Genomic DNA, 272 nt, shown 5'->3' on the forward strand with positions numbered 1-272 from the left:
CTTTGTTTTCTTCGGCATCGCGTTCTATCTGTGCTGGAATCCCGGTAAAATCATCGACAACCTCGGCAAGATCCTCACCCCGATCCTGCTCGGGCTTCTCGTCCTCCTCGTCTTCCTGTGCCTGGCGTCACTGCCGGCTTCGCATGACGCTCCGACCGGCGAGTACGCAGCCACGCCCCTGGCTGCGGGCCTCCTCGAGGGTTACATGACGATGGACTCGATCGCGGCTCTGGCATTCGGCATCATCGTCGTCACGTCGCTCGGACACACCG

At 61.4% G+C, this 272-nt stretch carries 1 protein-coding gene; it reads left to right on the plus strand.

Going from position 1 to position 272, the window contains the following annotated elements:
* A partial coding sequence (locus QP415_RS11830) for a branched-chain amino acid transport system II carrier protein (RefSeq protein WP_285100210.1) occupies window positions 1–272 on the plus strand: 272 nt, incomplete at both ends.

This window comes from Pauljensenia sp. UMB3104 (assembly GCF_030217285.1).
GTDB lineage: Bacteria > Actinomycetota > Actinomycetes > Actinomycetales > Actinomycetaceae > Pauljensenia.